The sequence below is a fragment of the Pseudomonas sp. F(2018) genome (genome assembly GCF_005508865.1).
GTDB lineage: Bacteria > Pseudomonadota > Gammaproteobacteria > Pseudomonadales > Pseudomonadaceae > Aquipseudomonas.
This window is the reverse complement of record NZ_SCOM01000003.1, coordinates 306,136-332,315: the sequence shown is the minus strand read 5'-3', so window position 1 is coordinate 332,315 and position 26,180 is coordinate 306,136. Positions and strand designations below refer to the sequence as shown.

The window sequence follows — 26,180 nt, the reverse complement described above, 5'->3', positions numbered from 1 at the left end:
TTCCTTAACCGAGGAAGAGCTTGTAGGCCGGGTTGTCGGTCTCGTCCCAGTAGGGATAGCCGATGGCGTCGAAGGCTGCCGGGATCTGTTCGCGCTCCTCCGCCGGCACCTGCAGGGCGGCCAGCACGCGGCCGTCGGCGGCGCCGTGGTTGCGGTAGTGGAACATGGTGATGTTCCAGCGCCCGCCCAGGCGGTTGAGGAAGTTGAACAGCGCGCCCGGCCGCTCGGGGAACTCGAAGCGGAACACCACCTCGTCCGCCACTGCCGCCGCGTGGCCGCCCACGGTGTGGCGGATATGCAGCTTGGCCAGCTCGTTGTCGGTCAGGTCAAGCACCGGGAAGCCCTGGCTGCGCAGGTTCTCCACCAACGCCTGACGCGGGTCGTTCTCCGGGTGCGTCTGCACGCCGACGAAGATGTGCGCCTCGCGGTCGGTGTGATAGCGGTAGTTGAACTCGGTGATCTGGCGTTTGCCGATCGCCTCGCAGAAGGCCTTGAAGCTGCCCGGCCGCTCGGGGATGGTCACGGCGATGATCGCCTCGCGCTTCTCGCCCAGCTCGGAACGCTCGGCCACGTGGCGCAGGCGGTCGAAGTTGATGTTGGCGCCCGAGTCGATGCCGACCAGCACCTTGTCGCGCAGGCCTTCACGCTCCACGTACTTCTTGATCCCGGCCACGGCCAGTGCGCCGGCCGGCTCGGTGATCGAGCGGGTGTCGTCGTAGATGTCCTTGATCGCCGCGCAGATCTCGTCGGTGCTGACGGTGATCACCTCGTCGACATGGTCCTTGCAGATATCGAAGTTGTGCTTGCCGATCTGCGCCACCGCCACGCCGTCGGCGAACAGGCCGACCTGCGACAGCACCACGCGCTCGCCGGCGGCCATGGCGGCCTGCAGGCAGTTGGAGTCGTCCGGCTCGACGCCGATGATCTTGATGTTCGGGCGCAGGTACTTCACGTAGGCGGTGATGCCGGCGATCAGACTGCCGCCACCGACCGGCACGAAGATGGCGTCCAGCTGGCCCGGCTGCTGGCGCAGGATCTCCATGGCCACGGTGCCCTGGCCGGCGATCACGTCCGGATCGTCGTACGGCGGCACGAAGGTGTAGCCCTTCTCCTCGGCCAGTTTCAGCGCATGGGCCAGGGCCTCGGGGAAGGCGTCGCCGTGCAGCACCACCTTGCCACCGCGCGAGCGCACGCCCTGGATCTTGAGCTCCGGGGTGGTGCGTGGCATGACGATGGTGGCCTTGATGCCGAGCTTGGCCGCCGCCAGGGCCAGGCCCTGGGCATGGTTACCGGCCGAGGCGGCGATCACGCCCTGAGCCTTTTCGACGTCAGACAGCTGCGCCACGCGGTTGTAGGCGCCGCGAATCTTGAACGAGTACACCGGCTGCAGATCCTCGCGCTTGAGCAGAATCTGGTTGCCCAGCCGCTCGGTGAGCTGGCGGGCGGGTTGCAGCGGGGTTTCCACCGCGACGTCGTAGACGCGCGAGGTGAGGATCTTCTTTACGTACTGTTCGAGCATCACGGGCTTCACTGGCGGGCTTTTCACGGATTCTGGAGTCTACCCCAGCGCTTCGACCGGCGGCCACCGACAGTCCGCGGCAAAAGCCGCATATCAGTAGGGCTGTGGCGATAAAACGCAGCCGATTGCGCCGGGCAGGGGGCTATAATTCGGCCCTTCCCGTATTCCCCAGGCGCAGAACTCCGCGATGACCCAGGATCAGCTCAAGCAGGCGGTGGCCCAGGCCGCCGTCGACCATATCCTTCCCTTCCTCGACAGCAAGAGCGTGATCGGCGTCGGCACCGGCTCCACCGCCAACTGCTTCATCGACGCCCTGGCCCAGCACAAGATGGCCTTCGACGGCGCCGTGGCCAGCTCCGAAGCCACCGCCGCACGCCTCAAGGGCCATGGCATTCCGGTGTACGACCTGAACAGCGTCAGCGAGTTGGAGTTTTACATCGACGGTGCCGACGAGAGCGACGAGCACCTCAATCTGATCAAGGGCGGCGGCGCCGCGCTGACCCGCGAGAAGATCGTCGCGGCGGTGGCCAAGACCTTCATCTGCATCGCCGACGCCAGCAAGCTGGTGCCGTTGCTCGGCGCCTTCCCGCTGCCCGTGGAAGTCATCCCCATGGCCCGCAGCCACGTGGCGCGCCAGCTGGTGAAACTGGGCGGCGACCCGGTGTACCGCGAAGGCGTGGTGACCGACAACGGCAACATCATTCTCGATGTGCACAACATGAGCATCACCGACCCGGTGAAGCTGGAGGCGCAGATCAACGCCATCGTCGGCGTGGTCACCAACGGCCTGTTCGCCGCGCGCCCGGCCGATCTGCTGCTGCTCGGCACCCCCGACGGCGTGAAGACCCTCAAGGCTTGAGCCTGTAGCCCGGACTTCAGTCCGGGGGCGTCGCCAGCCGCGGACTGAAGTCCGGGCTACGGCCTGAAAGTAGGGCGGGTGAAACCCGCGTTGCTCTCTTGCGCGGGTTGCACCCGCCCTACAAAGAAAACCCGGCCTAGGCCGGGTTTTTCGTTTCAGGGCGCGAAGGGCGGTGCCTCCAGCACCTCGATGATCAGCGGTCGGTCGGCTGGAGCATCCTTCAGCAACTGCTGCAGATGGGCCAGATCACGGGCCCGCTCCGCCGCGCAGCCGAAGCCGCGGGCGATGGCGAGGAAGTCCGGGGTGTAGATATCCACGCCGATCGGGGTGATGTCGCGGCGCTCCATGTAGCGCTTGATCTCGCCATAGCCCGAGTTGTTCCACAGCAAAACGACTATGCCGATGCCGGCCTCCACCGCGCTGGCCAGTTCGGGCAGGGTGAACTGGATGCCGCCGTCGCCCATCAGGCTGATCACCGGGCGCGTCGGCTCGGCCAGCTTGGCGCCGAGCGCCGCGGGCAGGCCGTAGCCGAGGGTGCCGTAGCCGGTGGAGGCGTTGAACCAGCGCCGTGCGCCGTCCAGCTCGACCAGGTGGTTGCCGCTGTACACGGTCTGGGTCGAGTCGCCGACAAAGCGTGCCTCCGGCAGCACCTCCAGCACCGCGTCGAACAGCGCGCGGTAGTGCGTCCAGCCGGAGAAGCCCTCGGCCAGTTCGGCCTGCACGGTGGCGGTGCGCCGCGCGCCGGGGCTGTCGGCATTGGCCTCGCGCGGCTGCAGTTCGGCCAGCAGCATGCGCATGGCCAGGCGCGCGTCGCCCTGGATCGCCAGGGTGGCGGGGAAGTTGCGATGCAGCTGCTGCGGGTCGATGTCGATGCGGATCAGCCGCCCGGGCAACTTGAAGTTGCCGTCGAATACCACGTCGTAGTCGGTCTCGCCCAGCTCGGTGCCGATCGCCAGCACCAGGTCGGCTTCCAGGGCCAGCTGGCGCACCGGCACCAGCGCCTGGTTGCTGCCCAGCAGCAGCGGATGGCCCGGCGGCAGCAGGCCCTTGGCATTGATGGTCAGGGCGGTCGGCGCGTCCAGTGCGGCGGCCAGGGCGCGGGCCTCGGCCTGGGCCTCGACGCAGCCGCCACCGAGCAGCAGCAGCGGGCGCTCGGCACCCTTCAGCAGGCCGGCGGCCTCGCGCAGCAGGCTGCGATTGGGCGCCGGGCGCGCCTGGCGCGGCTTGGGTTGCACGCGCATATGGGTGGCGTCGGCGGTGATGATGTCCAGCGGCAGCTCGATATGCACCGGCCGCGGCCGCTCGCCCTCGAACACGGCGAAGGCGCGGGCCAGCACCGCCGGCAGCTCCTCCACGCTCATCAGGGTGTGGCTGAAGGCGGAGACGCCGGCGACCATCGCGCTCTGGTTGGGCAGCTCGTGCAGGTAGCCGTTGCCGTGGCCGAGGCGTGCGCGCTCGTTGACGCTGGAGATCACCAGCATGGGGATGGAGTCGGCGTAGGCCTGGCCCATGGCGGTGAGAATATTGGTCATGCCCGGGCCGGTGATGATGAAGCACACCCCCGGCTTGCCGCTGACGCGGGCATAGCCGTCGGCCATAAAGCCGGCGCCCTGCTCGTGTCGCGGGGTGATATGGCGGATCTTGCTGGCCGGCAGGCCGCGGTACAGCTCGACGGTGTGCACGCCGGGGATGCCGAACACGGTGTCGACGCCCCAGGCCTCCAGCTGCTTGACGAGAAATTCACCGCAGGTGGTCATGGTCTGTTCCTTCCGATGACGCGGGATAAAAATGCGACTCCAGTCGGGACGGCTGGAGTCGCCAGGGCCGGCCACATCGAGTGTGGGGGATGGGCCGGCATTCGCATGCTCAGTTGCGGTAATCGGGACACTCACGGTCCAGCTTGCGCAGCCAGGCCTGCCACAGCAGCGGGCGCTGCCACTCGCTGCCCTGGAACTGCTCGCAGGCGTGCTGGCTGAGCGCCTCGGACATCTCGCGCACGCCGGCCAGCGGCGCGGCGGCCAGCTGGATGTCGCAGGCCTTGTTCAGGTAGTACATCACGTAGAAGGCATCCGCCACGCTGGCGCCGACGCTGAGCAGGCCGTGGTGACGCAAGATCAGCGCGATGTTGTCGCCCAGCGAGGCCACCAGGCGCTCGCGCTCGCCCAGGTCGAGGGCGATGCCCTCGTAGTCGTGGTAGCCGACGCGCCGGTGGAACTCGGCGCTGATCTGGTTGAGCTGCAGCAGCCCGCTGTCCGCCGCGGCCACCGCCATGCCCGCCATAGTGTGGGTGTGGATCACGCAGTGGGCGTCGGCGCGGGCCATGTGCATGGCGCTGTGGATGGTAAAGCCGGCCACGTTGTAGTCGGCCCCGCCGTCCAGCACGCGGCCGTCCATGTCGACCACGATCAGGTCACTGGCGCGGATCTCCTCGAACAGCAGGCCGAAGGGGTTGATCAGGAAGCGTGGCGCCACGCCCGGCAGGCGCACCGAGAAGTGGGTGTAGAGGGTGTCGTCCCAGCCGAAGCGCGCGGCCAGCCGGTAGGCCGCGGCCAGGTCGCGGCGCAGCAGGGCTTCTTGTTTGTCCATCGGGCGCTCCATCAGTGACGGATCTGCGAGAGGAAGGCGCGGGTGCGCGGGTGCTGCGGATTGTCGAAGAACTCAGCCGGGCTGGCGGTCTCGACGATCTGGCCGGCGTCCATGAACACCACGCGGTCCGCCACCTTGCGTGCGAAGCCCATCTCGTGGGTCACGCAGAGCATGGTCATGCCGTCGCCGGCCAGCTCGGTCATCACCTCCAGCACCTCGCCGACCATCTCCGGGTCCAGCGCCGAGGTCGGCTCGTCGAACAGCATCACCTTGGGGCTCATGCACAGCGCGCGGGCGATGGCCACGCGCTGCTGCTGGCCGCCGGAGAGCTGGCCGGGCTTCTTGTGCGCCTGGCTGCCGATATGCACGCGGCCGAGGTACTTCATGGCCAGCGCCTCGGCGTCCTGGCGCGACAGGCCGCGCACCTTCATCGGCGCCAGGGTGCAGTTGTCCAGCACGGTCAGGTGCGGGAACAGGTTGAAGTTCTGGAACACCATGCCCACCTCGCGGCGCACGTGGTCGCCGCCGGCGCGGGTCGAGACGTCCTGGCCCTCGACGGTGATGGTGCCGCTGTCATGCGGGTTGAGGCGGTTGATGCAGCGGATCAGGGTCGACTTGCCGGAGCCCGAGGGCCCGCAGATGACGATCTTCTCGCCCTGCTCGACGGACAGGTCGATGCCCTGCAGCACCTGGAAGCTGTCGTAGCGCTTGCCGACCTGGTGCAGACGGATGATTTCGCTCATGAGGCTCTCCTCAGATGCGGCGCATGCGCGCCAGGGTACGTTGCACCAGGCCGACCGGGGCGGCGGCGACGGCCACCGAATCCCACGACAGCCGGCGTTCCAGGCCGCCCTGCAGCCAGGTCAGGCTGTAGACCATGGCCAGGTAGTAGACCAGGGCCACGGCGTAGTACTCGGAGAACTGGAAGGTGGTGGAGACCGTCTGCGAGGTCACCGCCATCAGCTCCTGCAGGGAGATCACCGAGGCCAGCGAAGTGATCTTGAGCAGGGTGATGAATTCGTTGGAGGTCGGCGGAATGGCGATGCGCGCGGCCTGCGGCATGATCACGTGGCGGAAGATCTGCCAGCGCGACAGGCCCAGCGCATGGCCGGCGGCGTACTGGCCACGGTCCACGGCCTTCAGTGCGGCGCGGTTGATCTCCACCTGGTAGGCCGCCTCGTTGATCGACAGGGCGATCCAGGCGGCGAAGAACGGGGTGAACCACTCCTCGCGGAAGATCGGGAAGAACTGCGGCAGGGCGTTCCACACGAACAGCAGCTGCAGCAGGGTCGGCGCGCCGCGGAACACGCTGAGCACGCCGCGCAGGGTGGCGCGGGCCGGGTTGTTGGGGCCGTCCAGGGCGAGGGCGGCGGGGATCGAGATGAGGATGCCCACCGAGTGTGCCAGCAGGGCCAGCAACAGGGTGATGCAGGCGCCGCGGAAGAAGTGGTAGGAGGTCAGGGCATCCCAGAAGACGGCGACATCGAAGTTCATGTGCGTGTCCTGCGTGAAGGAAGCGGGCGCCCGCTGCATTGGCGCGGACGCGATGTTGAGGAGCACAGCCCGCCCGTTGCCGGGCGGGCCGGGACCTTACTGGGCGGTGTCCAGATTGGCCGGGTCGAGCTTCCACTTCTCGGCGATGGCCTTGAGCGTGCCGTCGGCCTTGAGCGCCTCGACGGCGGCCTGCACGGCGGCCTTGTCGGCATCGACCGGGCGCATGTAGGCACCGAAAATGTCCTTCTCGGGGAAGCTGTAGAGGGTCTTGAACTGGCCCGGGGTCTGCAGCTCGCGGTAGGCCAGCTCGGTGTCCTGGGACAGGCCGGCGGCAGCGCGGCCGACGAGCACCTGCTGGGCCACGTCGCTGCCCTTGGGATAGGTCTGCAGGGTGGCCGGAGTCTTGCCGGCGGCCGTCAGGTCGGCGTTGAGCTTCTCCATGATGGCCACGTACTGGGTGCCGGATTGCACGGCCACGACCTTGCCGGAGAGATCTTCCAGGGTGTTGAGCTTGAGGTCGCTCTTGCCGCTGCCGAAGACGATGGTGGCGGTGGCGAGGTAGGGCACCGCATGCAGTTTCTGGGTGCGCTCGGGAGTCACCAGGGCGCCGCTGATCACCGCGTCGCAACGCGTGGCGTCGAGGCCCGGCAGCAGGCCGGTGAACTCGGTGACGATGAAGCGCGGCTGCACGCCCCAGTGCTTGGCCAGGGCGCGGATCAGGTCGGTATCGAAGCCGCTCGGCTCGCGGTCGCCGGTCTTCTCGAAGAACTCCATCGGTGGGTAGGTCGGGTCGGAGCAGACCTGGAAGCTTCCCGATTCGACGAAGGAGGGCTTGCCGGCGGCCAGCAGGCCGGTGCTCAGGGTGGCGGCCAGCACAGCGCTGGCCAGTTGCAGCGGACGTTTGTTCATGGTGACTCCCGTTCAGGCTAGATGCATCGTTTATTGGCAGTACGTGGGAAAAGCCTTTCTTGTTATGCAGCCTCAGGTTCGCCCTGAGTGATGGGTTGCTGATGGGGCTTGCCCGCCTTGACCCAGCGCGGCCCCTTGGGACCATAGACGGCGGCGGGCTCGGGGAAGAGCAGGAGCAGCAGCAGGTAGAGCACCGCGGCCAGGCCGAGGGTCACCGGCAGGCTGATGTCGATGCCGCCGGCCAGCTCGCCGAGTGGGCCGACGAACTGCCCCGGCAGGTTGACGAAGCACAGGCCGACCACCGCGCTGGGGATCCAGGCGCCCATGCCGCGCCAGTTCCAGCCGTTGTGGAACCAGTAGGCGCCGCCGCGCTGGCCGCGGGTGAACACCTGCAGGTCATCGGCGTGGTAGAAGCCGCGGCGCACCAGCAGGCCGATGATCATGATCACCATCCACGGGCTGGTGCAGGTGATGATCAGCACGGCGAAGGTGGACACGCTCTGCACCAGGTTGAAGGCGAAGCGGCCGACGAAGATGAAGGCGATCGACAGCACGCCGATCAGCAGGGTGGCCTGCACCCGGTTGAACAGGCGCGGCAGCACGCTGGACATGTCCAGCCCGGTGCCATACAGCGCGGTGGTGCCGGTGGACATGCCGCCGATCACGGCGATCAGGCACACCGGCAGGAAGAACCAGGTGGGCGACACGGCCAGCAGGCCGCCGACGTAGTTGTAGCTGGCGATGTAGTCCGGTGCGCGGGCCGCGACTATGGTCGCGGTGATCAGGCCGAAGAAGAACGGGATCAGGGTGCCGACCTGGGCACCGATCACCGCCAGCATGATGCGTTTCTGCGAGGTCTCGCGCGGGATGTAGCGCGACCAGTCGCCGAGGAAGGCGCCGAACGATACCGGGTTGCTCATGGCCAGCAGGGCGGCGCCGATGAAGGCGGCCCAGAAACCGGTCTGGCCGAGCTGCACGCTGCCGGCGTAGGCGGCGTCGAATGGGCCGAAGAAGGCCGCGGCGCCGAGCAGGAACAGCAGGCTGGCGGCCCACACGGCGATCTTGTTGACCCACAGCATGAAGCGGAAGCCGTAGATGCACACGATCAGCACCAGCACGGCGAACAGGCCGTAGGCCAGGCCCAGGCTCAGGTCGCTGTCCTCCAGGCCGACCAGGCGCTTGGCGCCGCCGACCAGGGCATCGCCCGAGCTCCACACCGACAGCGAGAAGAAGGCGATGGCGGTGAGCAGCGAGAGGAACGAGCCGACGATGCGCCCGTGCACGCCGAAGTGGGCGCCGGATGACACCGCGTTGTTGGTGCCGTTGAGCGCGCCGAACAGGCCCATGGGCGCGAGGATCAGCGAACCGACCAGCACGCCGAGCAGAATCGCCCAGGCGCCGGCCTGGAACGACAGACCGAAGATCACCGGGAAGCTGCCCAGTACGGCGGTGGAGAAGGTATTGGCGCCGCCGAAGATCAGGCGGAACAGGTCGAACGGCCTGGCCGTGCGTTCGCCAGCGGGGATCTGCTCGACCCCGAAGGCTTCTATCTGGGTGATGGCGTGCTGCTTATTGTTGTTATGCATTTCTGTCTCCCGGGATGCCTTGTCAGATTGGCGGCAGCTGCTCCGGCATGGCCGATAAGTGCTCGTGACAGGCCAGCCAGCGGCCCTGTTCTTGTTGTTGGAAGACGATGGTCTCCCTTTCCTGGCTGTCCACCACGCGGCCGTCCACCTGCAAACGGGTGGCCACGTCGTGGATGAAGATCGCCAGCCCGTCGTGCAGGCTGACCATCGGGTTGCTCGACTCGCAGGCCAGCACGCGGAAGCCGTCGCGTTGCCACTGGTCCCACAGCTCGCGGTAGGCGGCGCGCGATGGCAGCACCCGCCCGTAGCCATGGAAGACGAAGGTGGCGTCCTCGCTGAAGGCGGCGAAATAGGCCTCGGTGTCGTTGGCGGCGAAGGCCGCCACCAGCGCGCGGGCGGCCTCGAGCACCTGTTGCGCGGCGATCATTTATGTTGCACGCCCGGCAGGATGCAGAGCATCTCGTACAGCAGGTTGGCGCCCAGCAGCGAGGTGTTGCCGGTGGTGTCGTAGGGCGGGGATACCTCGACCAGGTCGCAGCCGACGATGTCCAGGCCCTGACAGCCGCGCACGATCTCCATGGCCTGGATGGTGGTCAGGCCGCCGATTTCCGGGGTACCGGTGCCGGGCGCCCAGGCCGGGTCGATGCCGTCGATGTCGAAGCTCAGGTACACCGGGCCGCCGCCGACCTTCTCGCGCACTTCGGCCATCAGCGGCGCGAGGGACTTGTGCCAGCACTCCTCGGCCTGCACCACGCGGAAGCCCTGCTTGCGGCTCCAGTTGAAGTCCTCGGCGGTGTAGCCCTGGGCGCGCAGGCCGATCTGCACCACGCGCTGGCAGTCGAGCAGGTCCTCTTCCACGGCGCGGCGGAAGGTGGTGCCGTGGGCGATCTTCTCGCCGAACATGTGGTCGTTCACATCGGCATGCGCGTCGATGTGCACCAGGCCGACCTTGCCGTGCTTCTTCTTGATCGCGCGCAGGATCGGCAGGGTGATGGTGTGGTCGCCACCCAGGGTCAGTGGCAGGATGCCGTGCTCGAGGATGCGGTCGTAGGACTCCTCGATGATGCGCACGGCGTCGAGCAGGTTGAAGGTGTTGATCGCCACGTCGCCGATATCGGCGACGTTCAGCGAGTCGAACGGCGCGGCGCCGGTGGCCATGTTGTAGGGGCGGATCATCACCGATTCGGCGCGGATCTCGCGCGGGCCGAAGCGGGTGCCGGAGCGCAGCGAGGTGCCGATGTCGAGCGGCACCCCGACGAAGGCGGCATCCAGTTTGGCGAGCTCGGCGGGGTCCTGGATATGCGGCAGGCGCAGCATGGTGGCGATGCCGCCGAAGCGGGGCATTTCATTGCCGCCCAGGGGCTGGTGGAGTTCTTTATCCACGGGTGGCCTCACGGTGTTGTGTTTGTAATCGAGCCACGGGGATCGAGCCCCATGGCCAAGGCGTGAGGCGGATTCTTCTGCCGAATCGCAACGGGAAGAATCGCTGCGTTGAAATAATTAGTTCAGAAATTTCAAAACTAATGGCAGCCTGGGACACGTCCGCCGGAGACCGCCATGACCCTCGCCCTGCCCGATATCAAGCTGCTGCGCATCTTTGCCACTGTGGTGCGCTGCCAGGGGTTCGCCGCCGCCCAGCAGGAGCTCAACCTGTCGACTTCGGCGATCAGCACCTACATGAGCCAGCTGGAGACCCAGCTGGGTCTGAGCCTGTGCCATCGCGGCCGCGGCGGCTTCAGCCTGACCAGCAAGGGCGAGCTGTTCCACCAGGAGTGCCTGCGCCTGCTCTCCGAGCTGGAGGGCTTCGAGCGCTATTCGGCGGCGCTCAAGGGCGAGCTGCGCGGCACCCTCAACCTCGGCGTGCTGGACTCCACGGTGAGCGACCCGGCCCTGCCGCTGGCCGAGGTGATCGGCGCCTACAGCCAGGAACACCCGGCCGTGCACCTGCACCTGGCGGTACTGAGCCCGGCCGAGCTGCAGCTGGCGGTGCTGGAGAATCGTCTGGACCTGGCCATCGGCGCCTTCTACACGCGGATGAACGGCCTCACCTACCAGGCCCTGTACCGCGAGCAGCACTGGTTGTACTGCAGCGACCGCCACCCGCTGTTCGAGCAGCGCAAGATTCCCGCCGAGGTGATCACCCAGCAGCGCATGGTTGGCCGCGGCTACTGGAGCCAGAGCGAGCTGGCCCGCCACGGCTTCAAGCACAGTGCGGCGACGGTGGAGTCGATGGAGGCGCAGCTGATCCTGGTGCTGTCCGGCGCCTATATCGGCTACCTACCGGAGCACTACGCCCAGCCCTGGGTGGAGCAGGGCCGGCTCAAGGTGCTGCTGCCCACCACCTTCGGCTACCAGGCGCCGTTCAGTCTGGCCCTGCGTCGCGGGCGCTCGCGCGAGCCGCTGATCCAGACCTTCCGCGACCGCCTGAAGAGCCAGCTCGACCCGGCCTGATGGGCGTGCCGCTGCGCTTTGCATCTGCGGCTACGCTTAGCTGACTTCACCAAGGAGGTCCGGCCATGGCCAGCAAGTTCCACCTGAAGAAAGCCAGCAACGAGCAGTTCCATTTCAACCTGCACGCCGGCAACGGCGAGATCATTCTCGGCAGCGAGCAGTACAAGGCCAAGCAGTCGGCCCTGGACGGCATCGAGTCGGTACGCAAGAACGCCCAGCGTGCAGACGCCTTCGAGGTCAAGGCGGCCGCCGGCGGCAAGTATCACTTCGTGCTCAAGGCCAGCAACGGCCAGGTGATCGGCACCAGCCAGCTGTATGCCAGCGAGGCCAGCGCCAAGGCGGGTACCGAGTCGGTGAAGAGCAACGCGCCGGGCGCGGGTGTGCAGGACGACGCCTGAGGGAAGCCGGGCGGGTCACTCCGCCCTTTTCGTGCCGCTACTGCGCCGCCTGCTTCTCGAACACGTAGAACAGGTTCGGCTCGCTGACCACGTACAGCCTGCCCCGGTCGTCCGTGGCCACGCCCTCGGCCTGCGGCACGCTCTTTTCCAGGCCGCTCTGGCCGCCGATCAGTGACAGCGTGCTGATCGGCCGGCCATCGGAGTTGATCTCCAGTACCAGATGCGACTCGTCCGACAGGGCCAGCAAGTGCCCGGTGTGGGCGTCGTAGTCGAGGCTGGAGAGATCGCGCACGAACAGCCGGGCGTCGCGCTCGGGGTCGTCCACCACGTGCACGGCGAACGGCTTGTCCGGGTTGGTGTGGGGGAAGCCGTGGATCTCGTAGATGCTCACCGGGTCGCGCTCCTTGGCGGCGAACAGGCGGTGGTTGGCGGCGTCGTAGGCCAGGCCCTCGAAGCCCTTGTTGCCGTTGAGGCCGATGCCCAGGGACAGCTGCTCGGAGTCGGCGGCGTCGACGAAGTCGGTGTCGTCGTCCAGGTGTACGCGGAACAGGCGCTGCTGGCGCTCGTCGGTGATCACGTAGAGGTCGCGGCTGATGTACTCGATGGCCTCCGGATCGCCGAAGCCGACCAGGGGCACGCGGCGCACTATCTCGCCGTCCAGCGACAGCTCGATGATCTCGGCGTTCTTGTTGGTCACGGTAAACAGGCTGCGCCGGTCAGGATCGTAGGTCAGCGCCGACACGTCGTCACTCAGTCCCTCGATCGGCAGCGCCTGCACGGTGGCGCGGTAGTCCGGCAGCCAGATCGACTTGTCCCGCCACTCGGCCGCATGGCGCCATTCTTGCACCACGAACCAGCCACGTTCGAGCAGGCGCCATTGCTGGGCAACCACCAGCAGGGCCACGAGAACGAGCAATGCCAGGGTGGGCAGCAGAACGCGAGCTTGAGTCAGGCGGCGCATGGAAGAGGTTCCAGGTCAGAGGTGCTGCATCAGAACAGGTGCAGCTGAATTGAAGCTTAAGAAGCCTGAAGCGAAACGCCAGACGCAGTTACCGAATACCACCCCAGTGGAACGGCAGTCATGTCAGTGTTACCGGAAGAACGCATCTTGACCACCCTGCACACGGTCGCCCTGGCCGTGCAGAGCCTGCAGCGCATGGGGGTCGATGCCGAGCGGGTACTGGAAGGCAGCGGCATCCCGGTGGCCGACCTGGCCAGCCCGACGCGCCTGGTCAGCCATGCCCAGGAATTGCGCGTACTGGCCAACGCCCTGGCGGCCAGCGCCGACCCGGCTCTCGGTCTGCTGCTGGGCAAGCGCATGCACGTGTCGGCCTACGGCATGCTCGGCTACACCCTGCTGGCCAGCCGCAATCTCGGCGAGGCCCTGCGCCTGGCCATCGCCCATCCGGCGCTGCTCGGCACCTATTTCCGCCTGGAGCTGCAGACGGTGGGTGACGAGGTGCGCCTGAGCGCCAGTGGCTACCGCTACGACCCGTCGTTGACGCTGTTCAATATCGAGCTGTGCCTGACCTCGATGCTCACCGTGGTGCAGGACCTGCTCGGCGAGTCGGTGCGCCCGCGTCGCCTGCTGCTGGCCTACCGCGCGCCGGCGCATGCCGCCAGCTACAGCGAGAAGCTCGGCTGCCCGGTGGAGTTCGATGCCGGCTGCAACGCCCTGTGCTTCAACCCGATACTGCTGGAGCGAGCGCTGCCGCTGGCCGACCCGGTCAGCCACCAGCACGGCCTGCAGCAATGCATGCAGCTGGAGGCCCAGCTGTACAACCGCCACGATCTGCGCGACCTGATCCGCCAGCAGCTGTCCGGCGACCTGGTCGAATGCTCCAGCCTGGAGCGCGTCGCCACCCGTCTGCACCGTTCCGAGCGCACCGTGCGCCGCCATCTGCAGCAGCTCAACACCAGCTTCCAGCACCTGCTCGACGAGGTGCGCTACGACAAGGCGCGCCAGCTGCTGCTGCACACCGATCTGCCGATCTACCTGATCGCCGAGCAGCTCGGCTACAGCGAGACTGCCAGCTTCCGCCATGCCTTCCAGCGCTGGAGCGGCCTGGCGCCGAGCGAACTGCGCCGCTGATTGATCGGGGACAAGGGCCGGCCTGGGTGCCAGCCGTAGACTCGTGCGCATTCCAGTGCCGCGCGGAGCGCCCATCCCATGATCCACGATGTCGTCATCATCGGCGCCGGTCCGGCCGGACTGTGCCTGGCTCGTGCCCTGTCCGGCCATGGCCTCTCGGTTGTGCTGCTGGAGCGCCAGGCCGAGCAGGAACTGGCCAAACCGACCTTCGATGGCCGCGAGATCGCCCTGACCCATGCCTCCCAAGCGCTGCTGGAAAAACTCGGCCTGTGGCAGCGCCTGCCGACCGACGAGGTCGCCGTGCTGCGCGATGCCCAGGTGCTCAACGGCCCCTCGCTATTCGCCCTGCAGATCCGCGCCGAGCAGGCCGGTGCCGAGCGCCTCGGTCATCTGGTGGCCAACCGGGCGATCCGCCGTGCCGCCTTCGACGCGGTCGCCGAGTACGCCGATGTGCAGCTGCGTTGCGGGCTGAAGGTAGGCGCGATTCGCCATCGTGAGCGCGAGGTCGAACTGGAGCTGGCCGGCGGCGAGCAGTTGCGCACGCGCCTGCTGGTCGCCGCCGACAGCCGCTTCTCCGAGACCCGCCGCCAGCTCGGGATAGGCGCGCGACTCAAGGACTTCGGCAAGACCATGCTGGTGTGTCGCATGGACCACCAGAAGCCGCATCGGCAGACCGCCTGGGAATGGTTCGGCTACGGCCAGACCCTGGCCCTGCTGCCGCTCAATGGCAACCGGTCATCCGTGGTGCTGACCCTGCCGCCGCGGGAGATCGAGCGCCTACGCGGACTGGACGGAGAGGCCTTCGCCCGCGAGATGGAGCAGCGTTTCGACCGTCGCCTGGGCGTCATGCAGCTGGCCAGCGAGCGCCACGCCTATCCGCTGATCGGCGCCTACGCCGACAAGCTGGTCGGCCCGCGCTGCGTGCTGATCGGCGACGCCGCCGTCGGCATGCACCCGGTGACCGCCCATGGCTTCAACTTCGGCCTGGGTAGCGTGCAGCGCCTGACCGAGGCCGTGCTGGCCGCCCATGCCCGTCGCGAAGATATCGCCGCACCGGCGCTGCTGGCCCGCTACGAGCGCCAGCACCGCCTCGCGACCTGGCCGCTGTACCAGGCCACCAACTTGCTGGTAGACGTTTATACCGATGACCGTTTGCCGGTGAGGCTATTGCGCGGGGCGGGATTGCGGGTAGCTCAGGGATTGTTGCCGTTGAAGAAGGGGATTGCCCGGCATCTGACGTCAGGTGTTTGAGTTGGATTGATAACTCTGTAGCTCGGCGAGTAGCTCCTGTGCCTCTTCGATGTCCGCTTCACACATATTGTTGTTGGCGATGGCCAAGCACAGATAGCGCCCAGCTCTTTCTGATTCTTTTGGGGTCACCATGTAGAGCTTGGCAAGTTCTAAGGCACCGCAGCCATCGCCAGCTTCAATGGATTTTTCGAACCAGTATTTGGCCTTCTTTAAATCCCCCTTCATCCTGTAAGAAATCCCCAGATTGACGAGGGCGCAGGTTTCTCCTCCCTCTATAGCTTTGAGCTCCCACTCAATGGCCTTGTCAAAGTCGCAGCTCACTCCCTCTCCACATGTGTACATAGATGCCACGCGTGTCATGCAAGAGGTGTCGCCTTGTTCTGCCGCCATCAGAAATGCTGAAAATGCCTCTTCGAAGTCGCCATGTTCATAAAGCTCATCACCTTTCAGGAAAAGTTCGCCAGTGCTCATTTCAGTGAGGTGTGCAGTTGGCAAAACTTCATTTCCAAACTCTTTCTTCAGCTCCAAGTAATCCTGCAAACGCATTTCGCGCAGCTCTTCGGCAGTGAAAGGGCTCTCTTGGACTTCATGGTCCGATCTGTAGAGTTTTGCAGGGGGATGAGGCGTGTCGGTCTCAATGAGCGTGATTGCGACTGTTGATCCAATGCCCAACGGTACGCGCGGCCAACGGAAATGGTGAGCTATGCCGTCAGCGTCTCGGGTCGTAAGGCCCCCTATGGAGAAGTCAAAGCTGTCGGCTGTTAGAGAGCCGGATGCGCCCCTCAGTGCGTTAACGTGGGCTGCCAATACTGACCACTCTTCCACCCCGGCAATGAGTGGTTGTTGGCCAGCAATCTCTACTTTTAGGGCAAGCATTCGGGGCTCCAATAGTTTCAGGCTTTGAGCATCACTCAATGGTGCGTCAGGTGCGACCTCTTGTCAGCGTAAGAGCTGATGTTGCGAATGCTCGTAACTTGGCCACATCTATCCCCTTTTGTCCGCATCTATCGTTCTGCCACCAGCGCCGCGCTGCCTAGAATCGATCCCAGTACGCCTCTGGCGTCTACCTGCCTCTTAATCACCAATAAAAACAATTGGTTAGGAGCTAATTGCGGATGAGCAGCGCGATCTCGATCGAAACCCTGAGCATGGAGTTCGGTACGGGGCTGAAGGCCCTGGACGAGGTCTCCCTGGAAATCCGCGACAACGAGTTCTTCACCCTGCTGGGCCCGTCCGGCTGCGGCAAGACCACGCTGCTGCGGCTGATTGCCGGTTTCGAGCAGCCCAGCGCCGGGGTGATCCGCCTGTACGGCGAGCCGATGCAGGACCTCCCGCCCTTCCGCCGCCCGGTCAATACGGTGTTCCAGAGCTATGCGCTGTTCCCGCACATGACGGTGGCGCAGAACATCGGCTTCGGCCTGGAGATGCAGGGCAAGCCCAAGGCCGAGATCGCCGCCACGGTGGAGCGCATGCTGGCGCTGGTGAAGCTGCCGGACGTCGGCAACCGCCGCGCCGACCAGCTCTCCGGCGGCCAGCAGCAGCGCATCGCCCTGGCCCGTGCCCTGGCCAGCCGGCCCAAGGTGCTGCTGCTCGACGAGTCGCTGTCGGCGCTGGACATGAAGCTGCGCAAGGAGATGCAGATCGAGCTCAAGCGCCTGCAGGCCGAGACCGGCATCACCTTCATCTTCGTCACCCACGACCAGGAAGAAGCGCTGACCATGTCCGACCGCATCGCGGTGATGAGCAAGGGGCGCATCCTGCAGATCGGCACGCCGAGCGAGATCTACGAGAGCCCGGTGAACCGCACCGTGGCCGATTTCATCGGCGAGACCAACTTCCTCGAGGCCCGGGCGGTCGGCGAGCAGCTGCAGCTGGCCGACGGCCAGACCCTGCCCAGCCATTGCGCGACTCAGGGCGCGGTGACCCTGGCCATCCGCCCCGAGCGGGTGGCGCTGAGCGAGTCCGGCAACCTGGCCGGCGAGGTGGAGGAGGTGGTGTATATCGGCACCGACACCCTCTATCTGCTGCGGGTCGCCGGTCAGTCGGGTTTTCGCGTGCGCCAGCAGAACCGCTGCGGCGCGCGCCAGGTGCTGGAGCGCGGTGCCCCGGTGCGGCTGGACGTGCCGGCCGCGGCCATCCGGGTGCTGAGCGAATGAGTACGCCGCGGCAACTGGCCGAGCGCCGCCAGCTGCTGCGCCGCCTCGGCCTGATCGCGCCGGGCATGGCGGTGCTGGCGGTGTTTCTGGTCGCGCCCCTGGCGATCATGCTGCTGGTGTCCTTCCTGCAGCCCGGCGAGTACGGCGGGGTGAAGTGGGGCGAGTACTCGGTGGAGGCCTACGTCAGCTTCCTCTACGAGCGCGACTTCGATGACAGCCTGGTGTTCAACACCGACTATCTGGGTATCTTCCAGCGCTCCTTCTGGCTGGCCGTGGCGACCACCGCCGGCTGCCTGCTGATCGGCTTTCCCACCGCGCTGTACCTGGCGCTGCAGAGCGAGAGGAAGCGCAACCTGCTGCTGTTCCTGGTCACCGTGCCGTTCTGGACCAACCTGCTGGTGCGGGTCTACGCCTGGATGCTGCTGCTGCGCAACGGCGGGCTGGTGGATGGCGTGCTGGGCGTGTTCGGCGTGCCGGAGGGCAGCGTCGGCCTGCTGTACAGCAATGGCGCGGTGATGATCGGCCTGCTCTACAGCTTCCTGCCGTTCATGGTGCTGCCGATCTACACCAGCCTGGAGAAGCTCGACTGGCGCCTGGTGGAGGCGGCCTTCGATCTCGGCGCCAACCGCTGGCAGGCACTGAAAAGAGTGATCCTGCCACTGGCGCTGCCGGGCATGCTGGCCGGCGCCACCCTGGTGTTTATCCCGGCGCTGGGCAACTACATCATTCCCGAGCTGCTCGGTGGCGGTAAGGCGCTGATGATCGGCAACCTGGTGCAGCTGCAGTTCGGCTCCGGGCACAACTGGCCGCTGGGTTCGGCGCTGGCCTTCTCGCTGTTCAGCCTGGCGCTGTTGGCCCTGCTGTTCAACGGCCTGCGCCAGCGTGGCCAGGAGGTGCGCGGATGAACCTGCAGGGCCCGCTGTGGCGCTTCACCGGCGTGCGCCCGGCCGCCTGGGCGTTCTTCGCCTTTCTCTACATCCCGATCCTGGTGCTGGTGGCGCTGAGCTTCAATGCCGGCCAGTCGGCCACCCTGTGGCAAGGCTTCAGCTTCAAGTGGTACGGCGTGGTAGCCAACGACCCGGAGATTCTGCGGGCGGCGAAGAATTCGCTGATCGTCGCGGTGTGCGCCACGCTGATCTCCACTTGTCTGGCGACCCTGGCGGCGCTGGGCATGCACGGCCGGCGCTTCCGTGGCCAGGGCGCGCTGCAGGGCGTGCTCGGCCTGCCGCTGCTGGTGCCGGACATCGTCTGCGCCGTGGCCATCCTGATGTTCTTCGCCTTTATCGGCTTGAAACTTTCCCTTTTGACCATCCTTATCGCCCACGTGGTGTTCTGCACGCCGTTCGCCTACCTGCCGATCTGCGCGCGCCTGCAGGGCATGGACCCGCGCGTGCTAGAGGCCGCCGCCGACCTGTACGCCTCGCCCTGGCGGGCGTTCTGGCGGATCAGCTTCCCGCTGCTGCTGCCCGGTATCCTCTCCGGCGCGATGCTGGCCTTCATCATCTCGATGGACGACTTCGTCATCACCTACTTCGTCGCCGGGGCGGGCTCGACCACCCTGCCGGTGTATATCTTCAGCTCCATCCGCATGGGCATATCGCCGAAGATCAACGCGATTTCCTCGATCATGCTCGTGCTTTCCATTCTGTTCGTCACCCTGTCGTACTACCTCGGCCAACGCAAACGCTAGGAGCCAGACCATGATCCGTCGTACCCCGCTCGCGCTATCCGTTGTTCTCGCCCTCGGCCTGTCCGGCGCCGCCCAGGCTGCCGGCAGCCTCAACTTCGCCAACTGGTCGGACTATTACCCGCCGGAGCTGCTGAAGAAGTTCGAGGCCGATACCGGCATCAAGGCCACCCTCGACGCCTACGACTCCAACGAGACGCTGCTGGCCAAGCTCAAGGCCGGCGGTGGCAACTACGACGTGGTGGTGCCGTCGGACAGCTTCATCCAGATCATGGTCCAGGAAGACCTGCTGCAGAAGTTCGACAAGAGCAAGCTGCCGAACCTGGCCAACCTGGCGCCGACCTTCCAGAAGCTCGATTTCGACCCGGGCCACGATTACAGCGTGCCCTACCTGTGGGGCACCACCGGCTACAGCTACGACAGCGCCCAGGTGCCTGGCGGCAAGCTCGACGAGAGCTGGGGGCCGTTCTTCGCCCCGCCGGCCGAGCTGAAGGGCAAGGTGGTGGCGCTCAACTCGATGGACGACCTGTTCCCGCCGGCCGCCTTCTACCTGGGCATCGACCGCTGCACCGAGGACCCGCAGGAGGTGAAGAAGATCATGGAGCTGCTGAGCAAGCAGAAGGACATGCTGGCGATGTACAACAGCGACGGCACCATCGAACGCATGGCCGCCGGCGAGGTGGCCATGCACCAGCAGTGGAACGGCGCCTTCCACCGCGCCAAGGAGCAGCGCGCCACGCTGACCTACGTCTATCCGAAGGAGGGCGTGTCCACCTTCATCGACAACTTCGTGATTCCCAAGGGCGCCAGCAACGTCGCCGAGGCCCATGTGTTCATCAACTGGATGATGCAGCCGGAGAACATCGCCGCCGCCTCCAACTTCGCCAAGTACAACAACGCCATCGCCGGCGCCGAGAAGTTCATGGACAAGGCGCTGTTCGAGGACCCGGCAATCAACACCCCGGCCGACAAGCTCGAGCGCCTGCGTTCGTTCAAGCTCTGCTCGCCCAAGGCCCTGGCCCTGCGCAGCAAGGTCTGGACGAAACTCAAGAAGTAACCCATGGCTCCCCTCTCCCGTTTACGGGAGAGGGATTGGGGGAGAGGGTGTGCGACAGCCCCCTCTCCCTGGCCTCTCCCCGTTGGGGAGAGGGATTCCACTCGCAACTTTCACGGACCGACCCGCGTCCGGGGAGCCCCTCATGCTGACGATCTATAGCGACGACCATCACCTGCACCACGGCAAATACGAGCTGATCGACGGCCAGCTCACGCCCTGCTTCGAGAAGCCCAGCCGCGCCGACATGGTCCTGGCGCGGGCGCAGAAGGTGAAGCTGGGTGAGGTGGCGGCGCCGCGCGAGTTCGGCCTGGCGCCGATCCTGCGGGTGCACGACGAGGGTTTCGTGCACTTCCTCAAGGACGCCTGGGCCGAATGGCAGGCCCTGGGTCGCGACTACGACATGCTGCCGTTCACCTGGCCCAACCGCCGTCTGCGCCAGACCATTCCGGACTGCATCGACGGCAAGTTCGGTTACTACAGTTTCGACGCCGGCGTGCCGATCACCGCCGGCACCTGGCAGGCGGTGAGCAGCTCGGTGAACGTGGCGCTGACCGGCCAGGCCGAGCTGGCCAAGGGCGCGCGCGGGGTGTTCTCGCTGTGCCGGCCGCCGGGCCACCATGCCGCGGCCGACTACATGGGCGGCTACTGCTACTTCAACAACGCCGCCATTGCTGCCCAGGCCATGCTCGACCAGGGCGCCAGCCGCGTGGCCATCCTCGACGTCGACTACCACCACGGCAACGGCACCCAAGACATCTTCTACGACCGCGCCGACGTGCTGTTCACCTCGATCCACGGCGATCCGCGCTTCGAGTACCCGTTCTTCCTCGGCTATGCCGACGAGAAGGGCGAGGGCGTCGGCCGCGGCTTCAACTTCAATTACCCGCTGGCCGCCGGCAGCGACTGGTCGGCCTGGAGCCTGGCGCTGGCCGCCGCCTGCCGGCAGATCGCCGCCTACGCACCGGACGCGCTGATCGTCTCGCTGGGCGTGGACACCTTCAAGGAAGACCCGATCTCGCAGTTCAAGCTGGACAGCCCGGACTACCTGCGCATGGGCGAAGTCATCGGCGCGCTGGGCCTGCAGACCCTGTTCGTCATGGAGGGCGGCTATGCGGTGGAGGAGATCGGCATCAACGCCATCAATGTGCTGCAGGGCTTCGACAGCGTTACCCGTTAAACGCCTAGAACCTGCTTAGGCTCTTGCGAGCTAGAGCCAGGCAAGGCGAAAGCTGGTGAGGAAGCGGACTGGGCTCGCACGCGAGTTTACGAATGGTAAATGAACATTCCGAACCGGCTTTCAACACAGCCTGGCCGACGCGCAGCAAAGCATAAGTAGGTTCTCAGCCTTGGGGAGCGGTGAAGGGTTCATCCTTGCGGAACACGTAGAACAGGTTCGGCTCGCTGACCATGTAGATGGTGCCGTCCTCGTCCATGGCCACGCCCTCGGCGCGAGGGATGCGCCGGTCCAGACCGCTCTGGCCGCCGATCAGGCTGATGAAGCTGACCGGCTCGCCGCGCTCGTCCAGCTCCAGCAGCAGATGCGACTGGGCGGAGAGGGCGAGGATATGCCCGGTGCGCGGGTCGACGCTCAGCGCCGACAGGTTGCGCATGCCCAGGCCGTAGCTGGGGAGTGGCTGCAGCTCATTGTCGAGCAGGTGCTGGCCGTCGCTGCCGAGGCTGAACATCCGTGGCGTGCGCTCCTTGCCGAGCAGCAGGCGCTGCCGCGCCGGGTCCCAGGCGATGCCCTCGAAGCCCTTGTTGCCGGCGTCAGGGAAGCCCAGGTCGAAGGGCTTGGCGTCGGCCAGGTCGAGCTCGCGGGTCAGCGGATTCAGCTCGAAGATCGACAGGTTGCGCCGCCGCTCGTCGGTCACGGCGATGTTGCCGTTTTCCAGCACCGCCACGCCCTCCGGATTGGAGAAGCCCTTGAGCGCGATGCGCCGCAGCACGTCGCCGCTGCGGCTGAGCTCCACCAGCATCGGCAGCTTGCCGGTGACGGTGAACAGGGTGCCGGTGATCGGGTTGTAGGTCAGGTCGGAGGTCTCGTCCTCCTCCAGGCCGACCAGCGGTTTGCCCTCGACGCTGGCCTTGTAGCCCGGCAGCCAGATGCTGGCGGCGCGCTCGGCGGCCGGTACGCTCTGCTCCTTGAACCACAACAGGGCACGGTCGTCCCAGTGCAGGTAGCGGGTCAGGGCGGCGGTGCAGGCGAGGGCGACGACCAGCGCCAGGGTCAGGCGACGCTGGCGAGGCAGGAAGAGGCTGAGGGACATCGAATACTGCTCGGGGGGATCGAGCCTCTCAGACTACTCGGCGTCGGTGAAAGTTCTGTGAAGGGCGGCGGAAAGGCCCGCCGCACAGGACCGGCGGCGGATCAGAGCACGCGGCTGGTGAAGCGCGACAGGCCGACCAGCTCGATCTCCAGGTTCTCGCCGCTGGCCAGCGGGCCGACGCCGGCCGGTGTGCCGGTGGACACCACATCGCCCGGCTGCAGGCTGAAGTGGCCGGCGATGTGCTGGATCAGACCGATGATCGGGTTGAGCATGTCGCGGCTGTTGCCGTCCTGACGTAGCTGGCCGTCGATGGACAGGCGGATGCCGATGTCGCGCACGTCTTCCACTGCGTCGGCGGCGACGAAGGGCGCCAGCACATAGGCGCCATCGAAGGACTTGGACAGCTCCCAGGGCAGGCCCTTCTCCTTGAGCTTGGCCTGCACGTCGCGCAGGGTCAGGTCCAGGGCCGGGGCGAAGCCGGAGATGGCGTCGCGCACTTCTTCCTCGGACGGCTTCTTCGACAGCGGCTTGCCGATCAGCACGGCGATCTCCGCCTCGAAGTGCACGGCACCGCGGTCGGCCGGAATGGCGAAGCTGTCGTTCAGCGGCACGGTGCAGCTGCCCGGCTTGATGAACAGCAGCGGCTCGGTCGGGATCGGGTTGTTCAGCTCGGCGGCATGCTCGGCGTAGTTGCGCCCGACGCAGACCACCTTGCCCAGCGGGAAGTGGATCGGCGTGCCGTCGGTGTACTGGTGCTGGTAGCTCATGGGCCACTCCTCGGGTGGGTGCTGGCTCCCTCTCCCTCCGGGAGAGGGCTGGGTGAGGGTGCTGCAGGCAACTCGGAGCAGCCTAGGAGACCCTCACCCCCGGCCCCTCTCCCAGGGGGAGAGGGGTGGTGAGAGTCAGAGGGGGAAGATCTTGCCTGGGTTCATGATGCCGTTCGGATCGAATACGGCCTTGATTGCCTTCATGTAGCCGATCTCGGCTTCCGAGCGGCTGTAGTGCAGGTAGTCGCGCTTGGTCATGCCCACGCCGTGCTCGGCGCTGATCGAGCCGTTGTACTTTTGCACGGTCTCGAACACCCACTTGTTGACGATGGCGCACTTGGCGAAGAAATCGTCCTTGGACAGGTTCTCCGGCTTGAGGATGTTCAGGTGCAGGTTGCCGTCGCCGATATGGCCGAACCAGATCACCTCGAAGTCCGGGTAGTTCTCGCCGACGATGCGGTCGATGTCGTGCAGGAAGGCCGGCACCTGGCCGACGGTGACCGAGATGTCGTTCTTGTACGGGGTCCAGTGGCTGATGGTCTCGGAGATGTACTCGCGCAGTTTCCACAGGTTCTGCAGCTGCTGCTCGCTCTGGCTCATCACGCCATCGACCACCCAGCCCTGCTCGACGCAGTGCTCGAAGGTGGCCAGGGCCTGCTCGGCGACTTCCTCGGTGGTGGCCTCGAACTCCAGCAGGGCGTAGAACGGGCAGTCGGTCTCGAAGGCCGGCGGTACGTCGCCGCGGGCCATGATCTTGGCCAGGGCCTTGTCCGAGAAGAACTCGAAGGCGGTCAGGTCCAGTTTGTTCTGGAAGGCGTGCAGTACCGGCATGATCGAGTCGAAGTCGGGGGTGCCGAGGACCATCGCGGTGAGGTTCTTCGGCGCGCGCTCCAGGCGCATTGTGGCTTCGACGACAAATCCGAGTGTCCCCTCGGCGCCGATAAACAGCTGGCGCATGTCGTAGCCGGTGGCGTTCTTGATCAGGTCGCGGTTCAGCTCCAGCAGCTCACCGGTACCGGTGACCACTTTCAGGCCGGCGACCCAGTTGCGGGTCATGCCGTAGCGAATCACCTTGATGCCGCCGGCGTTGGTGCCGATGTTGCCGCCCAGCTGGCTGGAGCCGGCGGAGGCGAAGTCCACCGGGTAGTACAGGCCCTTGTCCTCGGCGTACATCTGCAGCTGCTTGGTCACCACGCCCGGCTGGCACACCACGGTGCGGTCGAATTCGTTGAATTCGAGGATCTGGTTCATGTAGTCGAAGGCCACTACCACTTCACCGTTGGCGGCGACGGCGGCGGCGGACAGGCCGGTACGGCCGCCGGACGGCACCAGGGCGACCTTGTGCTGGTTGGCCCAGCGCACGATGGCCTGCACCTGCTCGGTGGTCTTGGGGAAGACGATGGCGGTCGGTGCGGGGGCGAAATGCTTGGTCCAATCCTTGCCGTAGGCGTTGAGGGAGTCAGCGTCGGTCAGCACCTTGCCGGGTTCCACCAGGGTCTTCAGCTCATCGATCAGGGCAGGATTGGTCATCTGGGAACTCTCAAACGATTCATGGTCACCCTGAGAACGCTTCATCGGTCAGGGGTGGCGGTTTCGCGGGGCTCGTATGCTAGCATACGCCCCCCGCCAATCGTGCCCCCGAGCCGATCCGCGGGGCCGGCCGGCAGTGTTTTCGGCCGTTTTCCTGACACCTTTTTGTGGGACAACAGGTACTCCGATGAGCAAGACCTCTCTCGACAAGAGCAAGATCAAGTTCCTTCTGCTGGAAGGCGTGCACCAGAATGCCGTCGACACCCTGAAGGCCGCTGGTTACACCAACATCGAGTACCTCAAGGGCGCCCTGTCCGACGACGAGCTGAAGAGCAAGATCGCCGACGCCCACTTCATCGGCATCCGTTCCCGCACCCAGCTGACCGAGGAAGTCTTCGACTGCGCCAAGAAGCTGGTCGCCGTCGGCTGCTTCTGCATCGGCACCAACCAGGTCGACCTGGACGCCGCCCGCGAGCGCGGCATCGCCGTGTTCAACGCCCCCTATTCCAACACCCGCTCGGTCGCCGAGCTGGTACTGGCCCAGGCCATCCTGCTGCTGCGCGGCATTCCGGAGAAGAACGCCTCCTGCCACCGTGGTGGCTGGATCAAGTCGGCGGCCAACTCCTTCGAGATCCGCGGCAAGAAGCTCGGCATCGTCGGCTACGGCTCCATCGGCACCCAGCTCTCGGTCCTGGCCGAGGCCCTGGGCATGCAGGTGTTCTTCTACGACACCGTGACCAAGCTGCCGCTGGGCAACGCCACCCAGGTGGCCAAGCTGCACGACCTGCTGGGCATGGCCGACATCGTTTCCCTGCACGTGCCGGAGCTGCCATCCACCCAGTGGATGATCGGCGAGAAGGAAATCCGCGCCATGAAGAAGGGCGGCATCCTGATCAACGCCGCCCGCGGCACCGTGGTCGAGCTGGAGCACCTGGCCGCCGCGATCAAGGACGAGCACCTGATCGGCGCCGCCATCGACGTGTTCCCGGTCGAGCCGAAGTCCAACGACGAAGAGTTCGAGAGCCCGCTGCGTGGCCTGGATCGCGTGATCCTGACCCCGCATATCGGTGGTTCGACTGCTGAGGCGCAGGCCAACATCGGCCTGGAAGTGGCCGAGAAGCTGGTCAAGTACAGCGACAACGGCACTTCCGTGTCGTCCGTGAACTTCCCGGAAGTCGCCCTGCCGGCGCACCCGGGCAAGCACCGCCTGCTGCACATCCACCAGAACGTGCCGGGCGTGATGAGCGAGATCAACAAGGTGTTCGCCGACAACGGCATCAACATCTCCGGCCAGTTCCTGCAGACCAACGACAAGGTCGGCTACGTGGTGATCGACGTCGACGCCGAGTACTCCGACCTGGCCCTCGAGAAGCTGCAGCACGTCACCGGCACCATCCGCAGCCGCGTCCTCTTCTAAGAACGCCGCGCTGCAACGAAAAAGGGAGGCCTAGGCCTCCCTTTTTTCATTGGCTGTGCGATCACGTGGCGTAGGAGCGAGCTTCGTCGTGAGTTCCGTAGCCCGGATGCAATCCGGGAAGTCGGCAGCACCGCCCCTGGATTGCATCCAGGCT

25 protein-coding genes are annotated in these 26,180 nt (G+C 66.1%); 11 read left to right on the top strand and 14 right to left on the bottom strand.

The window, feature by feature from the left end; genetic code table 11:
• Positions 1-4: 4 nt before the first annotated feature.
• Entirely contained in the window at positions 5-1,519 is a 1,515-nt protein-coding gene (ilvA, locus tag FFS62_RS15465) for a threonine ammonia-lyase, biosynthetic (protein ID WP_137973725.1), read from the bottom strand.
• A 187-nt stretch (positions 1,520-1,706) separates the two neighbouring features.
• Between ilvA and rpiA the strand changes: the two genes are divergently transcribed.
• Positions 1,707-2,378 carry a ribose-5-phosphate isomerase RpiA gene (gene rpiA / locus FFS62_RS15460; RefSeq protein ID WP_137973724.1) on the top strand — a complete coding sequence of 224 codons (672 nt, stop codon included), beginning with the start codon at positions 1,707-1,709 and terminating at the stop codon, positions 2,376-2,378.
• Positions 2,379-2,533: 155 nt separating this feature from the next.
• On the opposite strand, the gene FFS62_RS15455 is transcribed toward rpiA, so the two are convergent.
• From FFS62_RS15455 to speB, 8 genes are all read right to left on the bottom strand, one after another.
• Entirely contained in the window at positions 2,534-4,135 is a 1,602-nt protein-coding gene (locus FFS62_RS15455; RefSeq protein ID WP_137973723.1) for a 5-guanidino-2-oxopentanoate decarboxylase, read from the bottom strand.
• 109 nt (positions 4,136-4,244) lie between these two features.
• A complete protein-coding gene (locus FFS62_RS15450) occupies positions 4,245-4,964 on the bottom strand; it encodes a class II aldolase/adducin family protein (protein WP_137973722.1) in 720 nt (239 codons plus the stop codon).
• 11 nt (positions 4,965-4,975) lie between these two features.
• Entirely contained in the window at positions 4,976-5,707 is a 732-nt protein-coding gene (locus FFS62_RS15445) for an amino acid ABC transporter ATP-binding protein (RefSeq protein WP_137973721.1), read from the bottom strand.
• A 10-nt stretch (positions 5,708-5,717) separates the two neighbouring features.
• On the bottom strand, positions 5,718-6,458 hold the full coding sequence (locus FFS62_RS15440; protein WP_137973720.1) for an amino acid ABC transporter permease: 741 nt from the start codon (positions 6,456-6,458) through the stop codon (positions 5,718-5,720).
• Between the two features lie 96 nt (positions 6,459-6,554).
• Positions 6,555-7,367, bottom strand: a complete 813-nt coding sequence (locus tag FFS62_RS15435; protein WP_137973719.1) for a transporter substrate-binding domain-containing protein — start codon at positions 7,365-7,367, stop codon at positions 6,555-6,557.
• Between the two features lie 62 nt (positions 7,368-7,429).
• Positions 7,430-8,953, bottom strand: coding sequence for a cytosine permease (locus FFS62_RS15430; protein WP_137973718.1), 1,524 nt, complete (start codon positions 8,951-8,953; stop codon positions 7,430-7,432).
• A gap of 22 nt (positions 8,954-8,975) precedes the next feature.
• Positions 8,976-9,380, bottom strand: a complete 405-nt coding sequence (locus FFS62_RS15425) for a nuclear transport factor 2 family protein (RefSeq protein ID WP_137973717.1) — start codon at positions 9,378-9,380, stop codon at positions 8,976-8,978.
• The gene (gene speB / locus FFS62_RS15420) at positions 9,377-10,336 is read right to left on the bottom strand and encodes an agmatinase (protein ID WP_137973716.1); all 960 of its coding nucleotides are present in this window, start codon (positions 10,334-10,336) and stop codon (positions 9,377-9,379) included. Before speB ends, FFS62_RS15425 begins: the two co-directional genes overlap by 4 nt.
• Positions 10,337-10,510: 174 nt before the next feature.
• Here speB and FFS62_RS15415 point away from each other — a divergent pair, with 174 nt between their 5' ends.
• Together FFS62_RS15415 and FFS62_RS15410 are read left to right on the top strand one after the other, a co-directional pair.
• Positions 10,511-11,404, top strand: a complete 894-nt coding sequence (locus tag FFS62_RS15415) for a LysR family transcriptional regulator (protein ID WP_137973715.1) — start codon at positions 10,511-10,513, stop codon at positions 11,402-11,404.
• A 65-nt stretch (positions 11,405-11,469) separates the two neighbouring features.
• Positions 11,470-11,802 (top strand): YegP family protein, encoded by a 333-nt coding sequence (locus FFS62_RS15410; protein ID WP_137973714.1) that lies wholly within the window; start codon positions 11,470-11,472, stop codon positions 11,800-11,802.
• 37 nt (positions 11,803-11,839) lie between these two features.
• On the opposite strand, the gene FFS62_RS15405 is transcribed toward FFS62_RS15410, so the two are convergent.
• Entirely contained in the window at positions 11,840-12,763 is a 924-nt protein-coding gene (locus FFS62_RS15405; RefSeq protein ID WP_137973713.1) for an SdiA-regulated domain-containing protein, read from the bottom strand.
• Between the two features lie 120 nt (positions 12,764-12,883).
• Between FFS62_RS15405 and FFS62_RS15400 the strand changes: the two genes are divergently transcribed.
• Positions 12,884-13,894, top strand: a complete 1,011-nt coding sequence (locus FFS62_RS15400; RefSeq protein WP_137973712.1) for an AraC family transcriptional regulator — start codon at positions 12,884-12,886, stop codon at positions 13,892-13,894.
• 78 nt (positions 13,895-13,972) lie between these two features.
• Positions 13,973-15,145 carry a 5-demethoxyubiquinol-8 5-hydroxylase UbiM gene (ubiM, locus tag FFS62_RS15395; RefSeq protein ID WP_137973711.1) on the top strand — a complete coding sequence of 391 codons (1,173 nt, stop codon included), beginning with the start codon at positions 13,973-13,975 and terminating at the stop codon, positions 15,143-15,145.
• Here the strand turns inward: ubiM and FFS62_RS15390 are convergent.
• Positions 15,134-16,021: a tetratricopeptide repeat protein gene (locus tag FFS62_RS15390; protein WP_137973710.1), complete on the bottom strand. Its 888-nt coding sequence runs from the start codon at positions 16,019-16,021 to the stop codon at positions 15,134-15,136. The two genes, ubiM and FFS62_RS15390, sit on opposite strands and share 12 nt — an antisense overlap.
• A gap of 239 nt (positions 16,022-16,260) precedes the next feature.
• Here FFS62_RS15390 and FFS62_RS15385 point away from each other — a divergent pair, with 239 nt between their 5' ends.
• The 5 genes from FFS62_RS15385 to FFS62_RS15365 all read left to right on the top strand — a co-directional run bounded on the left by FFS62_RS15385 (position 16,261) and on the right by FFS62_RS15365 (position 21,222).
• Positions 16,261-17,301 (top strand): ABC transporter ATP-binding protein, encoded by a 1,041-nt coding sequence (locus tag FFS62_RS15385; protein WP_137973709.1) that lies wholly within the window; start codon positions 16,261-16,263, stop codon positions 17,299-17,301.
• Complete coding sequence (locus tag FFS62_RS15380) at positions 17,298-18,206, top strand: ABC transporter permease (protein ID WP_137973708.1); 909 nt, start codon at positions 17,298-17,300, stop codon at positions 18,204-18,206. Before FFS62_RS15385 ends, FFS62_RS15380 begins: the two co-directional genes overlap by 4 nt.
• Positions 18,203-18,991, top strand: a complete 789-nt coding sequence (locus FFS62_RS15375) for an ABC transporter permease (RefSeq protein WP_137973707.1) — start codon at positions 18,203-18,205, stop codon at positions 18,989-18,991. Before FFS62_RS15380 ends, FFS62_RS15375 begins: the two co-directional genes overlap by 4 nt.
• A gap of 10 nt (positions 18,992-19,001) precedes the next feature.
• The gene (locus tag FFS62_RS15370) at positions 19,002-20,045 is read left to right on the top strand and encodes an extracellular solute-binding protein (RefSeq protein ID WP_137973706.1); all 1,044 of its coding nucleotides are present in this window, start codon (positions 19,002-19,004) and stop codon (positions 20,043-20,045) included.
• A 142-nt stretch (positions 20,046-20,187) separates the two neighbouring features.
• Positions 20,188-21,222, top strand: coding sequence for a histone deacetylase family protein (locus FFS62_RS15365; protein ID WP_137973705.1), 1,035 nt, complete (start codon positions 20,188-20,190; stop codon positions 21,220-21,222).
• A gap of 163 nt (positions 21,223-21,385) precedes the next feature.
• On the opposite strand, the gene FFS62_RS15360 is transcribed toward FFS62_RS15365, so the two are convergent.
• The 3 genes from FFS62_RS15360 to FFS62_RS15350 all read right to left on the bottom strand — a co-directional run bounded on the left by FFS62_RS15360 (position 21,386) and on the right by FFS62_RS15350 (position 24,609).
• Entirely contained in the window at positions 21,386-22,312 is a 927-nt protein-coding gene (locus FFS62_RS15360; protein WP_137973704.1) for an SdiA-regulated domain-containing protein, read from the bottom strand.
• 101 nt (positions 22,313-22,413) lie between these two features.
• On the bottom strand, positions 22,414-23,079 hold the full coding sequence (locus FFS62_RS15355) for a fumarylacetoacetate hydrolase family protein (protein ID WP_137973703.1): 666 nt from the start codon (positions 23,077-23,079) through the stop codon (positions 22,414-22,416).
• A gap of 135 nt (positions 23,080-23,214) precedes the next feature.
• Positions 23,215-24,609 carry an FAD-binding oxidoreductase gene (locus tag FFS62_RS15350; RefSeq protein WP_137973702.1) on the bottom strand — a complete coding sequence of 465 codons (1,395 nt, stop codon included), beginning with the start codon at positions 24,607-24,609 and terminating at the stop codon, positions 23,215-23,217.
• Between the two features lie 187 nt (positions 24,610-24,796).
• Between FFS62_RS15350 and serA the strand changes: the two genes are divergently transcribed.
• A complete protein-coding gene (gene serA, locus FFS62_RS15345; protein WP_137973701.1) occupies positions 24,797-26,026 on the top strand; it encodes a phosphoglycerate dehydrogenase in 1,230 nt (409 codons plus the stop codon).
• The last annotated feature ends 154 nt before the right edge of the window (positions 26,027-26,180 follow it).

What these genes read in the sequence shown, in the direction of transcription:
- FFS62_RS15405 (WP_137973713.1), bottom strand. Translation starts at nt 12,763, where the DNA reads ATGCGCCGCCTGACTCAAGCTCGCGTTCTGCTGCCCACCCTGGCATTG.
- serA (WP_137973701.1), top strand. Translation starts at nt 24,797, where the DNA reads ATGAGCAAGACCTCTCTCGACAAGAGCAAGATCAAGTTCCTTCTGCTG.
- FFS62_RS15385 (WP_137973709.1), top strand. Translation starts at nt 16,261, where the DNA reads ATGAGCAGCGCGATCTCGATCGAAACCCTGAGCATGGAGTTCGGTACG.
- FFS62_RS15350 (WP_137973702.1), bottom strand. Translation starts at nt 24,609, where the DNA reads ATGACCAATCCTGCCCTGATCGATGAGCTGAAGACCCTGGTGGAACCC.
- FFS62_RS15370 (WP_137973706.1), top strand. Translation starts at nt 19,002, where the DNA reads ATGATCCGTCGTACCCCGCTCGCGCTATCCGTTGTTCTCGCCCTCGGC.
- FFS62_RS15425 (WP_137973717.1), bottom strand. Translation starts at nt 9,380, where the DNA reads ATGATCGCCGCGCAACAGGTGCTCGAGGCCGCCCGCGCGCTGGTGGCG.
- FFS62_RS15435 (WP_137973719.1), bottom strand. Translation starts at nt 7,367, where the DNA reads ATGAACAAACGTCCGCTGCAACTGGCCAGCGCTGTGCTGGCCGCCACC.
- ubiM (WP_137973711.1), top strand. Translation starts at nt 13,973, where the DNA reads ATGATCCACGATGTCGTCATCATCGGCGCCGGTCCGGCCGGACTGTGC.
- FFS62_RS15430 (WP_137973718.1), bottom strand. Translation starts at nt 8,953, where the DNA reads ATGCATAACAACAATAAGCAGCACGCCATCACCCAGATAGAAGCCTTC.
- FFS62_RS15415 (WP_137973715.1), top strand. Translation starts at nt 10,511, where the DNA reads ATGACCCTCGCCCTGCCCGATATCAAGCTGCTGCGCATCTTTGCCACT.
- FFS62_RS15365 (WP_137973705.1), top strand. Translation starts at nt 20,188, where the DNA reads ATGCTGACGATCTATAGCGACGACCATCACCTGCACCACGGCAAATAC.
- FFS62_RS15355 (WP_137973703.1), bottom strand. Translation starts at nt 23,079, where the DNA reads ATGAGCTACCAGCACCAGTACACCGACGGCACGCCGATCCACTTCCCG.
- rpiA (WP_137973724.1), top strand. Translation starts at nt 1,707, where the DNA reads ATGACCCAGGATCAGCTCAAGCAGGCGGTGGCCCAGGCCGCCGTCGAC.
- FFS62_RS15450 (WP_137973722.1), bottom strand. Translation starts at nt 4,964, where the DNA reads ATGGACAAACAAGAAGCCCTGCTGCGCCGCGACCTGGCCGCGGCCTAC.
- FFS62_RS15410 (WP_137973714.1), top strand. Translation starts at nt 11,470, where the DNA reads ATGGCCAGCAAGTTCCACCTGAAGAAAGCCAGCAACGAGCAGTTCCAT.
- FFS62_RS15360 (WP_137973704.1), bottom strand. Translation starts at nt 22,312, where the DNA reads ATGTCCCTCAGCCTCTTCCTGCCTCGCCAGCGTCGCCTGACCCTGGCG.
- FFS62_RS15445 (WP_137973721.1), bottom strand. Translation starts at nt 5,707, where the DNA reads ATGAGCGAAATCATCCGTCTGCACCAGGTCGGCAAGCGCTACGACAGC.
- FFS62_RS15455 (WP_137973723.1), bottom strand. Translation starts at nt 4,135, where the DNA reads ATGACCACCTGCGGTGAATTTCTCGTCAAGCAGCTGGAGGCCTGGGGC.
- ilvA (WP_137973725.1), bottom strand. Translation starts at nt 1,519, where the DNA reads ATGCTCGAACAGTACGTAAAGAAGATCCTCACCTCGCGCGTCTACGAC.
- FFS62_RS15375 (WP_137973707.1), top strand. Translation starts at nt 18,203, where the DNA reads ATGAACCTGCAGGGCCCGCTGTGGCGCTTCACCGGCGTGCGCCCGGCC.
- FFS62_RS15390 (WP_137973710.1), bottom strand. Translation starts at nt 16,021, where the DNA reads ATGCTTGCCCTAAAAGTAGAGATTGCTGGCCAACAACCACTCATTGCC.
- FFS62_RS15440 (WP_137973720.1), bottom strand. Translation starts at nt 6,458, where the DNA reads ATGAACTTCGATGTCGCCGTCTTCTGGGATGCCCTGACCTCCTACCAC.
- FFS62_RS15400 (WP_137973712.1), top strand. Translation starts at nt 12,884, where the DNA reads ATGTCAGTGTTACCGGAAGAACGCATCTTGACCACCCTGCACACGGTC.
- FFS62_RS15380 (WP_137973708.1), top strand. Translation starts at nt 17,298, where the DNA reads ATGAGTACGCCGCGGCAACTGGCCGAGCGCCGCCAGCTGCTGCGCCGC.